Origin of the sequence: Williamsia sp. 1135 (assembly GCF_002095395.1) — a bacterium.
Taxonomy (GTDB): Bacteria; Actinomycetota; Actinomycetes; order Mycobacteriales; family Mycobacteriaceae; genus Williamsia.
This window is the reverse complement of record NZ_MJEI01000094.1, coordinates 1-11,631: the sequence shown is the minus strand read 5'-3', so window position 1 is coordinate 11,631 and position 11,631 is coordinate 1. Positions and strand designations below refer to the sequence as shown.

4 protein-coding genes and 4 pseudogenes are annotated in these 11,631 nt (G+C 65.0%); all 8 read right to left on the bottom strand.

All coding sequences use genetic code 11. The annotated features are described in order from the left end of the window. Nucleotide 1 precedes the first annotated feature (1 nt). A pseudogene (locus BFL43_RS14150) lies at nt 2-1,425 on the bottom strand (aldehyde dehydrogenase family protein). Nucleotides 1,426-1,465: 40 nt separating this feature from the next. Next, a pseudogene (locus BFL43_RS14145) lies at nt 1,466-3,171 on the bottom strand (thiamine pyrophosphate-binding protein). After that, on the bottom strand, nt 3,161-4,102 hold the full coding sequence (locus tag BFL43_RS14140; protein ID WP_084893170.1) for an SDR family NAD(P)-dependent oxidoreductase: 942 nt from the start codon (nt 4,100-4,102) through the stop codon (nt 3,161-3,163). Before BFL43_RS14140 ends, BFL43_RS14145 begins: the two are co-directional and overlap by 11 nt. Beyond that, nucleotides 4,099-5,932: pseudogene (locus tag BFL43_RS14135) on the bottom strand (NAD(P)/FAD-dependent oxidoreductase). Before BFL43_RS14135 ends, BFL43_RS14140 begins: the two are co-directional and overlap by 4 nt. Before the next feature lie 46 nt (nt 5,933-5,978). Then, entirely contained in the window at nt 5,979-7,373 is a 1,395-nt protein-coding gene (locus BFL43_RS14130) for an aromatic ring-hydroxylating dioxygenase subunit alpha (protein WP_084893169.1), read from the bottom strand. 25 nt (nt 7,374-7,398) lie between these two features. Beyond that, nucleotides 7,399-8,252 (bottom strand): annotated as a pseudogene (locus BFL43_RS14125) (SDR family oxidoreductase). Then, nucleotides 8,252-9,844, bottom strand: coding sequence for an SMP-30/gluconolactonase/LRE family protein (locus BFL43_RS14120; RefSeq protein WP_240498267.1), 1,593 nt, complete (start codon nt 9,842-9,844; stop codon nt 8,252-8,254). The pseudogene BFL43_RS14125 and the gene BFL43_RS14120 overlap by 1 nt, the downstream one beginning before the upstream one ends. A 274-nt stretch (nt 9,845-10,118) precedes the next feature. Further along, nucleotides 10,119-11,246 carry an NDMA-dependent alcohol dehydrogenase gene (locus tag BFL43_RS14115; protein WP_084893268.1) on the bottom strand — a complete coding sequence of 376 codons (1,128 nt, stop codon included), beginning with the start codon at nt 11,244-11,246 and terminating at the stop codon, nt 10,119-10,121. Between the last annotated feature and the right edge of the window lie 385 nt (nt 11,247-11,631).

Below are 11,631 nucleotides of genomic sequence, written 5' to 3'. Positions count from 1 at the left end.
CTCAGGCCTCGTCCGGTGCGTAGCCGAGGATTCCCTTGACCTCCAGGTAGTCCTCGAACCCGAATGCACCCCATTCCCGGCCGTTTCCGCTTTTCTTGTATCCGCCGAACGGAGCACTGAAGTCGAATCCGCCCTTGATGGCAACGGATCCCGAGCGGATGCGCCGGGCCACCGACCGGGCGAGTTCGAGGTCGGCACCTGCGACAGCGCCTGCGAGACCGTACTCGGTGTCGTTGGCGATCTCGATCGCGTGGTCGACGCTGTCGTAACCCAGGATCGTCAGGACCGGGCCGAAGATCTCCTCGCGGGCAATGGTCATGTCGTTCTTCACGTCGGCGAACACCGTCGGCTGCACGAAGAAGCCCTTGTCGATACCCTCTGGACGGCCGGGACCTCCGGCGGCCAGCGTCGCGCCGTCTGCGATGCCCTGGGCAATCAGCTCCTGGATCTTGTCGAACTGTGATTTCGAGACCACCGGACCGATGGCGAAGTCGCCGTTCGGATCTCCGACGGTCACCGACGCCGCAGCTTCCTTCGCAACGCCGATCGCCTCCTCCATGCGCTCGCTCGGAACCAACATGCGCGACGGTGCGCTGCAGGTCTGCCCGGAGTTCAGCATCATGGTGACAACGCCCTTGCCGACGTTCTCGGCGAAGTCCTTGTCGTCGAGGACGATGTTGGGGCCCTTGCCGCCGAGTTCCTGGGTGACCCGCTTGACCCCGGAGGCCGCGTTGGTGTCGATGCCGGCACGCGTGGAGCCGGTGAACGAGATCATGTCCACGTCGGGATGACTCGACAGCGGTACGCCGACGCCAGGACCGTCCCCTGCACGAGGTTGAAAACACCCGCGGGAACCCCTGCGGCGTCGAGGATCTCGGTGAAGATCTGCCCGGTGAACGGGGAGCGTTCAGACGGCTTGAGAATCATCGTGCAGCCGGTCGCCAGCGCTGGGAACACCTTGACGGCGATCTGGTTCAGCGGCCAGTTCCACGGGGTGATCAGGCCGCAGACGCCGATCGGCTCTTTGACGATCAGAGAACTGCCCTGCTGCTCCTCGAAGGTGTACGCCTTGAGCGCCTCGATGGCCGTCGCGAGATGTCCGGCACCCAGGTTGATCTGAAAACCGTTCGCCAGTTCCTTCGGAGCGCCCATCTGTTCGGTCAACGCCGCACCGAGATCGCCTGCACGCTGCTGGTATTCCGCGGCGATGTTCTCGAGGAGCGCGACTCGGTCGGCGACGGGTGTGGTCGACCAGGTCGTGAAGGCGCGGCGCGCCGCAGCGACAGCTTTGTCGACATCGGCCGATGATCCGACGGCCACGGTGCCGGCGAGCTCTTCCGTTGCCGGGTTGATGACATCAAGGGTCGCGGGTTTCGCAGGATCGACCCATTGGCCGTCGATGAAGAGCTTCGTGTATTCACGCATGAGGAGTCCTAACTCTCTTGTTGTGCAACGGGACGAGGGATCACTGCTGGCCCTCGGCGTACCAGGTCCGGAACTCGTCGAGCTCGGCATCTCCTCCGAGTTGGCCTTCGGGTCGACGGCGACGTGGATGACACCCGGTTTGCCACTGGCGTAGGCGCGCTTGATGGCCGGGGCGATGTCCTCGTCGCGGTCGACGTATTCGCCGTAGCAGCCGAAGCCCTCGGCGACCTTGTCGAGCCGGGTGTCGCTGCTCCAGTGGACGCCGGTCTCGAGCGACCCCTGGCCGTAGGTGCGCTTGTAGACACCGACCTCCAGGCCCCAGGCGTAGTCGACGGCGACCACGCAGACCAGCGGGAGGTTCAGGCGTGCAGCCGTTTCCAGTTCGGCGATGTGGAACTGGAATGACGAGTCGCCGGTGATCAGCATCATCGGGCGTTTGCCGCCGTCGGCGACACCGGCCCCGACCGCGTACGGCAGGCCGGTACCGAGGTGGCCGAAGTTCTGATTCCACATGACGTCATGGGGTTTGGCCTGCGAGTACGTCCAGCCGAAGATGGTGGTGGCGCCGCCGTCGCGGACCATGATGCCGTCGGATGGGAAGTCCTTGGTGGCCTCGACGATGAGCCTGGCCGGGTGGACGGGCGACATCCCCGACGGAGCGGTCTCGGCGAGTTCGGCCAGTTGCGCGGCGTCCTCTTTGATCCAGGCGGCCAGCTCTGGTGTTGCGGTACGCGGTGATTCCTTCAGCGCGTCGACCAGCTGCGGGACAATGGCCCGCAGATCACCCACCAGGGGCACATCGATCGACCGGTTCACTCCGATGGCTGCCGGGTCCTGCTCGATGTAGATCCAGCTGCGATTGGCCTCGTTCGCCACCCAATGCCTGCCGCGACCGAAGTGGACGGGCTCGCCGAGTTCGGTGCCGATGGCCAGGCAGAGGTCGGATGTGACGACCGCGTCGACCGCTGCGGTCGAGAAGCCTTAGGGGAACGTGCGATCCTCGAGCCCTTCGATGAACGACGTGCCGCCGGAGGTCTGGATGACCGGGCAGGCGAGCAGGTCGGCGAGTTGCTTCACCGAGGCGCCCGCGCGCGTGGTGTGGACACCGTGACCGACCAGGAGAAGGGGTTGCTTCGCCGCGCCGATCAGGCGGACGGCCTCATCGATCTGAGCTTGGCCCGCAGTTTGTCCGACGAGACGGTATGCCTTCGGCGGCAGGGCCGGCGGCACGTCCAGTTCTTCCTGGATGACGTGGGACGGGTACTCGATGTACACCGGGCCGGGGGTTCCGGAGAGCGCCTTGCGTAGGCCCTCGCGGATGATGTCGTCGGTCTGATCGGCGTATTCGATACTGGCGCTGTACTTCACAGACGCCTCGACCAGCGCCGACTGCTGAACGAACTGGATCCGACCGCGACGGACCCGCTGTTCGGTGATGCGGGCACGCTGTCCACCGAGGAAGATGACCGGCGAGTTCTCGACCTTGGCGCACATGATGGCGCCGGCGAGGTTGGCGATACCGGGGCCGAGGGTGCCGATGCACACCGCGGCCTTGCCGGTCATCCGCGAGACGGCCTCGGCCATGAAGCCTGCGGATTCCTCATGATGGGGCGCAACAACATTCCAGCCGCGCTCTTCGGCGAGGTGGAAGAGATGGACGAAGTTGGGATCGGGGATACCGAAGATGGTGTTGATGCCTTCGGCCTCGAAGAGGTCGAGGATGCGTTCGTAGACTTTAACCGACATGTGCGCTGCCCTCCATGGCTGTCGCGAAGCTCTTGGTGATGTGGTCGACGTGGGCCGACGGGACGACCGGGAGAATCCACGGGTCGCTGGTGTCGCGGATGGCGGCCATCTGCTCGCCGACCTCCTCGATGGTCCAGGACGGCCGGTAGACGCCGGGTGTCTCCGCGATGAATGCCCGTGCGACCCTGCCGGCGATCGCCACCAGCATTTCTCCTGTGATCGAACAGTTCTCGTGTGCAAGCCAGCCGACCGCAGGGGCCGTCAGCTCAGGTCCCATCGGTGGGTACGCAGAGGTGTCGAGCCCCTCGGCGAGCCGCGTCAGCGCCGCGGGCACGATGACGTTGGACATCACCCCGTGCTCGTGACCCTCCAGCGCGGCGACGTTGGACAGGCCGATGATTCCGGCCTTGGCCGCGCCGTAATTGGCGACGTTCTTGTTGCCGTAGATGCCACCGATCGACGACGTCAGCACTATGCGCCTATATCCGGCATCGCGCATCAGTGGGAATGCGGGCCGGACAACATGAAAGGCGCCCCGTAGGTGGACGTCGAGCACGGCGTCGAAGTCCTCGTATGACATCTCGGCCAGGGAGGCATAGCGATTGTTGCCGGCGTTGTGGATGAGGATGTCGATCTTGCCGTAGTGCTCGATCGCGGTGTCGACGATGGCCTTGCCGCCGTCAGGGGTGGCCACAGACGCGGTGCTGGCCACGGCCTCACCGCCGGCGGCTCGGATCTCGGCGACCACGTCGTCGGCCGGACCCGCGTCGATACTCTCCCCGCTGATCGCGGCGCCGGGATCGTTGACGACGACCTTGGCGCCCTTCGACGCGAGCAGCAGGGCGTAGGCGCGGCCCAGCCCCCTGCCTGCGCCGGTGATCACGGCAACCCGGTCGTCGAACCTGAGCTCGGGTTCTTGCTGTCCGGTCATTTCTCGAGCACCAGGCCTTCGAGTTCTCCGGTGTCGCGCCAAGCCTGCAGCAACTCGGTGAGCTCGTAGAACCCGCCCCAGAACGGATCACCGAGGAAGGACCGGCCGTTCGGCTCTCCCTCGCTGTTGTAGTAACCGGGGGTGCACTCGGAGGTGAAGGTGCTGTTGTCGACGGAGTTCGCCCGGATCGTCGCGACCCATTCGTCTTCGGCCTCCGCGGTCGGCTCGACGTACGTGGCCCCACGGTCCTGGGCTTCCTTGATGATGTAGGCGATGTGATCGGCCTGCTGTTCGAACATCAGAGTCGTCGACGCGGTGACGCCACCCTGGACGAATCCGGTCGCGAAGTGGTTCGGGAATCCGTGAGCCATCACCCCGTGCAGCGTGCGGAACCCTTGCCCCAGTGGTCGTACAGCGAGGTCCCCTCGCGGCCGGCGAACGGCTTGATGTCGAACTGTCGGTCAAGGGCCGTGGTGATCTCGAAGCCGCTGGCGAAGACGATGCAGTCGAACTCGTGCTCGACGCCGTCGACGATGATCCCTTCTCGGTGATGCGCTCGACGCCCTTGGTCTCCGACACGTCGACGAGGGTCACGTTGGGACGGTTGAACGTCGGTAGGTACTCATCGTTGAAGACGGGCCGCTTGCACATGTTGCGGTAGTAGGGCTTCAGCAGTTCCGCGGTCGCCGGATCCTCGACGATCTGCTCGACGCGCTGCCGCAGGCGCTCCACCGCCCGGTAGTCCTCGATCTCTTTGAGCTCCATGAACTTCGCCGGATCGGCCAAGGCCGCCCAGCCCGAGAAATTCTCGGTCGCGTTGAGTTTCGCGGCCATGTTGCGCGAGACCTCGGTCCAACCGTCGCAGATGAGGTCGGGCTCGCCGGGGGAGTAGAACGAGAAGGCCGCGTTGTGGAAGTTGCGCTGGCGCGCCGCCCGCCACCCAGGCTCCAGGCTCGCCACCCACTCGGGGTCGGTCGGATAGTTGGCCCGCTCGAAGATGTAGGACGGGGTGCGCTGGAAGACGTTCAAGTGCTTCGCACCCTTGGCCAGGTGCGGGATCGCCTGGATACCACTGGATCCCGTGCCGATGACCGCGATATTCTTGTCGGCGATCTTGTCGAGATCGCCGTGCAGGGTGCCGCCGGTGTACTCGTAATCCCAACGGGCGGTGTGGAAGGTGTGCCCCTTGAAGTCCTTGATGCCTGGGATGCCGGGTAGCTTCGGCCGGTTGTAGGGACCCTGGCACAGGATGACGTGTCGCGCACGGATTTCGTCGCCCCGGTTTGTGCTGATCTGCCAGCGGTTGATCTCGCCATCCCATTCCAGTGAGCGGATCAGGGTGTGGAAGATCGCGTTGTCGTAGAGCCCGAAATGCGTGCCGATGCGCTGGGCGTGTTCGAAGCATTCGTCACCCTTGGAGAACTTCTCTTTCGGGATGTAGCCGGTCTCCTCGAGCAGCGGGAGGTAACAGTAGGCATCGGAATCGATCTGGATGCCGGGGTAGCGGTTCCAGTACCAGACACCGCCGAAGTCGCCGCCCAGTTCGATGATCTTGAAGTCCGTGACCCCCGCCTGCTGCAGGCGCTGCGCGGTGATCAGACCGCAGAACCCGCCACCGAGGATCACCACCTCGATGTCGTCGGTGATCGGCTGCCGCGGCACCACCGGTGTGTGGGGATCGCCTTCGTAGAACTCCGAGAAGTCGTCCTCGGCCTCCAGGTACTGCTGCTGTCCGTCGGGTCGGATGCGCTTGTCGCGCTCGAGGAGGTACTTCTCGCGGAGGGCGGGGATGTCGACCTCGGGAGTCTGCGTAGGTGCGCAGGGCTGCATGGTGATTCCTTGACTCGGGGGTTCGGGCAGATGGGGAGATGGATGGTCAGTCGAGATCGGTGGGCGCGCCGGTGCCCATGTACATAGCCAGGTTGTGGTGCAGGTTGACGATGCTGCGCTCGCGATAGGGGTTGGGCTTGGGGCCGGTGAACCCGCGTGCCTTCATGCCCTTTTGGACCGCGGCCATGTTCGAGAAATCTTGCGGCAGCACGGTCCGCCACCCGGGATCGTCCTCGGGTGTGTATTCCCACTTCGTCTCGGGCTCTTCACCTTCGGGGAACAACTCGTAGACAGCGGCCTCGAAGATGCACTTGTCCGGATCGTCCCCGTACGGGCGTGCGCTGTAGCAGAGCATGTTGTTCAGCGCGTGCCCGATCTGGAAGTTGGGAAAGATCTGCCACGCGGTGCCGCTCTTGGCGATCACCTCGGGGTCGACTTCCGGCCACACCACTCCACGGTTGGCGTCGTCTTTCTTGGCCGAGGCGAGCCAGTGCCGCAGTACCTCGCCCGGCGGGGTATCTGCGGGGAGTTCGTCGGTCAGCCGTTCCGCCGCATCGACGAGGGTGCGGGTGGTGTTGGTGTTGGCGTTCTCCCAGGTGAAGTTCTGCAGCTCGATGGTCGACAGGCGTGCGTCGGGTCCGTCGGCGACGCGGAGCTTCGCCTGGTTCTCCTCCATGCCCTTGGGTGCGTCGTAGCCGATGTTGCTGTGCCGGCCCTGGTACCGCGACCAGCCCAGGAAGGTGCCGAACTTCCGGAACTCGGGGTGGGTGTACGGCACATGGTAGGTCTCCATGAACGCCTCGAGTGCCACCTTCCAGTTGCAGTCGAACACAAGCCATTTCCGCCAGCGGTACCGCATGTTCTGCAGCCCGAACGGGTCGAGGAGGGTCGCCGCCGGTTCGAGATACTGCCGCAGCGGTTCGGCGTCGGGATCCATGTTGATCCACACCCAGCCGCCCCAGGTGTCCACCTGTACGGGCGTGAGTCTGGTTCGCTTGTCGGTCAATCCGGTCGGCCAGTCCTCTTTCTCGGCGGCCCAGGTGTTGTTGCCTTCGAGGTCGTACGTCCACCCGTGGAAGCCGCAGACAAAGGCGCGGCAGTTGCCGCGTGCCTCATGTTCGCACGATGGCCTGTCGACCAGCCGGCGCCCACGGTGGGAGCAAACGTTGTGATAGGCGCTGAGACTCGGGGTGCCATCGGAGCTGTCAGGCCCGGTACGGGTGATGATGATCGAGTCGTCCATGACCTCGTACGTGAGGTAATCGCCTACCTTCGGGATCTCCTCGATCCGGCCGACCTGCTGCCACACCTTCGACCAGAGCAGATCGGCTTCTGCCCTCGCGTATTCCGGCGACAGGTAGGCGTCGACGCCGATGGTGAGCGGGGTCGTCGCCGGTGTCTCGGCGTCTGTTTTCTGGGCGTTCTCGACAGTGTCGGTCATGACCTTCTCCCGTTGAAAATTGTTGTTACGACCGCGTCATGGCTGCGCGGAACGACTCGTCCTTGAGGAAGAGCGACGTGTGGTCGGCGCCCATGTGGGTCCACTTGAGGTTGACGCCGCCGTCGACCAGCAGGGTTTGCCCGGTGATGTATGTCGAGAGATCTGACAGCAGGAAGAGGATGGCCCCGGCCTGCTCCTCCGGATTTCCGCGGGGCGACCCATGGCGATGGCTCGCTGGTCGCGATCGGCGTCGTCGTCGACGTACATGAGCGACGCCGGAGTCGCGGTCACGCCCGGAGCGATGGCATTCACGCGGATCCCGTCGGTCGCCAATTCGACTGCCATCGTGCGGGTTGCGGCAACCAATGCCGCTTTCGCGGTGCCGTAGCCGATGTGGAACGGGGCTGTGTTCATCCCGCTGATCGACGAGATCGAGACGATGGAACCCGGCTTACCCGCGGACTTGAGTTCGGCCGCCACGGCCTGACTCATGAAGAACATCGTCTCGAGGTTCTGGGTGAACAGATCCCGCCAGTCGGCCCGGGTGACGCGGGTGGCGGGCATCCAGGTCGCCGGCCCGGCTCCGCCGGCGACGTTGACCAGACCGTGTAGATCTCCCTCGGTCCGCCGGACCTCATGCAGGACGGCCGCAATCCCCTCGTCGGTGGAGGCATCGGCGGCCACCGGGATCACCGACAGGCCCTCGGCAGCCAGCGGCTCGATGTGTTTGCCGAGGTTGTCTTCCGAGCGGCTGACCGCGATCACGGTGGCGCCGGCGCGGGCGACCATGCGGGTCACCGATGTTCCGATGCCACCGCCTGCCGCCCCAGAGACGACAACGACTTTGCCTTCGAGTCCGATGAAATCCTGCGCCACGATCAGCTCCCCGCCCGCAGAGCCAGGACACTGCCTTCCGCATCGCCCGAGATGTACAGCGTCCCCTCGGCGTCGGCGGCGATACCGGCGTAGGGCCCCTGGGGGCCGGAGAACGGCGCGAGGCCCACGAGCGGCTTGGGTTCGACACCGGGGGGTGCGCCGACGGGGAGGTTCTGTGCCAGTGTCTGCCTGGCCTTCGACTCGAGGTCGAACGCGACGAGTGCCTTGGCGTCGACGTCGACGATGTAGAGCGTGCTGCCGACCACGACGATGCCCTGGGGGCGTTCGAGTCCATCGACCAGGGTGTCGACCCCCGAACTGGTCACCGAGACAATGCGTCCCGCACCGGCTTCGGAGACGAGCAGGGTGCCATCGGCGGTGAACGCGACGCCGGTCGGGTCGGCCAGTCCGCCTGCGAGCTCGGTCGCGTTCCCGGATTCGACGGAGTACACCTTGCCGGTGCCCAGGTCGGCGACCGCGATCGCGCCGGTGGCCGAGACCGCGACGCCGTAGAGCTGGTCGAGTCCCTCGACCAGGACTTCGCTCTCGCTGCTCGCCGGGTGGTACCGCGACACCGTGCCGTTGCCGGTCACGATGAACTCGCCATCGCCGGTGGCGGTGAGGCCTCGGATGTAGCCCGGATAGCCGGGACTGAAAAGCATGCCCAACGTGTGCAATTCACCGCCGCGCGGTTTCGCGAGCAGGAACGTGCCGTCGGCGATGTAGAGGGTGCCGTCTCCTCCGACGGTGATGTCGAGGGGCCAGGTCAAACCGTCGGGCAGGGCGGTGCGGGTCTCGCCGCCACCGAGGATCTCGGTGATCTGACCGGTGAAGCTGGAGACGAAGAGCCGGTCGCCCACGAATGTGAGGTTGTCGAGCCCGGGGCTCAAACTCGCGAGCACCGTCTGATCGCCGTTGCGCGGATTGATCCGCAGCACCTGTCCCGAAGCGACCTGGGTCGAGACGATGAAGCCCTCGGAGTCGAACTTCACGGCGTCGGGTACCCCGAGATCGCCTGCGACACGCTCGGGTTCGCCTCCTTCGGGGTCGATGCGCCAGATGTCGTTGGTCCCGAGCAGGGGGTAGTAGAGCTTGCCGTCGGGTCCGACCTCCATGCCGTTGGGCATCGGCAGTTCGTCCAGCAGTACCCGCGGCGCGCCGCCCGCCGGATCGATCTCCATCAGCCGGCCGCCGACGCGGCACTCGTTCACGAAGAGCCTGCCCTGGTGGATGGTGATGCCGTTGGCCCCGGGGAGGTCGTCGCGGACCAGGCGGGTGCCGCCGTCGGGGCTGCGCACGCTGACCCGGCCGTCGTAGTACTCGGTGATGTACATGTCGCCCGACGGTGCGAAGGCGACGTCGTCAGGAGCGACGATGTCGCCGCCCTTGGCGCTGATCGTCTCCAACTGCCCGGTGTCGAGGTCGAGTGCGCTGATCTGACTGCCCGCCACCTGGGCGACGTAGATGCGACCGTCCGGGCCGGTCCGGATGCCGTTCGCGCCGAACAGCCGGCTGGGTGCGGTGACCCGCTCTAGGTTCCACCCTTCGGCGAGGGTGATCGATGTCGTGCCGGTGTAGCGGGCCGCCTGCGTCAAGGTGGGCCTCCATTCGTCGAAGAAGCTGCACTTCTTCAATCATTGCTATCCTTGTTAGGATTGGAGTGTAGCGCTCGAATGTGACCAACATTAATGTTTTGATTGAAGAATTGCGTTCTCGCAGCACGTCGCTGTGGTGGCTGCCGAACGGTCGGGCTCGGCGATATCGGCACGGTCGGCGGAATGCGCCGGCGCACAAAAAATCAGCGGCGACCGGCCTTTGCCGGTCGCCGCTGATGGCGTTCAAGGGTCGCGCCGAGTCGGCGCGGGTTGATCAGTAGTCGTCGTCTCCGTAGATCACGACACCGCGGAGGTTCTTGCCTGCGGCCATGTCGCGGTAACCCTGGTTGATGTCCTCGAGCTTGTAGGTGGTGGTCACCAGTTCGTCGAGCTTGAGGGCGCCGCTGCGGTAGAGATTGAGCAGCTTCGGGATCTGGGTACGGGGGCCGACGCCACCGAAGATCGCACCCTGGACCCGCTTCTGCAGCAGCGTCAGCTCGAACAGATTGAGGTGCGCATCGACCTGGTCGTAGGGTCCCATCGCGGTGACGATGACCTGGCCGCCCTTGCCGGCCAACGACAGACCTTGCTGTACGTACTCGCCCTTGACCACGCCCATCGTCAGGATGACGGTGTTGGCCATGGCGCCCCACGTGAGATCGGGGAGCTCGGCGGCGGCCTCTTCGATCGTCGCGTAGGTGTGGGTTGCTCCGAAATCGAGCGCCTTCTTCCTCTTGTCCTCAACGGGGTCGATCGCGATGACGTGGCGTGCGCCGGCGTAGGCCGCACCCTGGACCGAGTTGATCCCGACGCCGCCGATCCCCGCGATCACCACAGTGTCACCGGGACGGGTGTTGCCGATGTCCACGGCGGAACCCCAGCCGGTGGAGACGCCGCAGCCGAGCAGGGCCGCCTTGTCCAGGGGGATGTCCTTCTCGATCTTGACCACCGATGCCTGGTGCACGGTGACGTACGGGGCGAAGGTGCCGAGCAGGCACATCTGGACAACGGGCGCACCGTCTTTGGTGACGCGGAACGTGCCATCGGATATCGCCTGTCCGGTGAGCAGGCCTGCACCCAGATCGCAGATGTTCTGCAGACCCTTGGCGCACGACGGGCAGGTGCCGCAGGCGGGGATGAATGCGAGGACGACGTGGTCGCCTTCTTCGAGGCCTGAGACACCGGGGCCGACCTTGGTGATGACGCCCGCACCCTCGTGGCCGCCGAGCACCGGAAGAATCGGGATCGGGCTCGAGCCGTCGACGACATGTGCGTCCGAGTGGCAGAGGCCGGACGCGGCGAGCTTGACCTGCACCTCTCCGGCAACCGGGTCGCCGAGGTCGATCTCGTCGATCTTCCAATCGGTGTTCAGCTCGGTCAGGATTGCAGCCTTTGTTTTCATCGCGGTGACTCTCTGCTCGCGGCCGCGGCTGTGATGCAGCACCCGACCATGCAACTACTATGACTCATGCCACTGTACTCATGTGTCAAGCTGCGAGGCTGAGATTCACCGAAGACTGAGAACGCGGCTTCTCAGACCCTCTGCCGAGGTGCTGAGAGCACTATGAAACACCTTGTTAGTCCCGGCGTGACCATCCAGAAATAATCCGCACCTGTAATTGGTGTCAGGCCGAACGCAGCACATCGAAGTGCCGAGTGCCCCCTTGGAAGCTGCTGAAAATACCAAGTCTCGCACTGTCTTGATCGTGCACCCACACACCGCACAGGAGTCCTGATGTCTGAGATCGACCAAACCATTGCCGAGAATATCAAGAAGTCCCTCGCCG

Coding starts and splice junctions, on each gene's coding strand:
- BFL43_RS14140 (WP_084893170.1), bottom strand. CDS start 4,102: ATGACCGGACAGCAAGAACCCGAGCTCAGGTTCGACGACCGGGTTGCC.
- BFL43_RS14130 (WP_084893169.1), bottom strand. CDS start 7,373: ATGACCGACACTGTCGAGAACGCCCAGAAAACAGACGCCGAGACACCG.
- BFL43_RS14115 (WP_084893268.1), bottom strand. CDS start 11,246: ATGAAAACAAAGGCTGCAATCCTGACCGAGCTGAACACCGATTGGAAG.